The 307-nt window shown below is 64.5% G+C and carries 1 protein-coding gene; it reads right to left on the bottom strand.

Going from position 1 to position 307, the window contains the following annotated elements:
• On the bottom strand, positions 1–307 hold a 307-nt coding region (locus EN807_RS34205; protein ID WP_281405266.1), incomplete at both ends, for a glycosyl hydrolase 108 family protein.

The raw sequence follows: 307 nt of genomic DNA on the forward strand, positions 1-307 counted from the left end.
AAATTCGGCCAGGTCAGCAGCTTTTCCAAGAAGGCAAGCCGCGCGTCGCAGAGCGCATCGATGATGACGCCGGCCGGCTTTGCCCTCGCGGCCGCAAGCGTCTCCGGACCGATACGGCCATCCTGCGTGACGCCGAGCACCGCCTGCAGATATTTCGCCGCCCTGCCCGGCCCGCTGTTCACGGCAAAGTCGAACACGGCATAGTCGAGGCCGGCGGGGAGTTCGGCGCCGGCGACGGCATCCCAATAGAAGCGGCGGTAGAGGCGAAATTCCTCGAACCAGTCGAGCAGCGTCGAAAACACCTTGA

The sequence above is a fragment of the Mesorhizobium sp. M5C.F.Ca.ET.164.01.1.1 genome, assembly GCF_004792125.1.
Classification (GTDB): Bacteria; Pseudomonadota; Alphaproteobacteria; order Rhizobiales; family Rhizobiaceae; genus Mesorhizobium; species Mesorhizobium wenxiniae.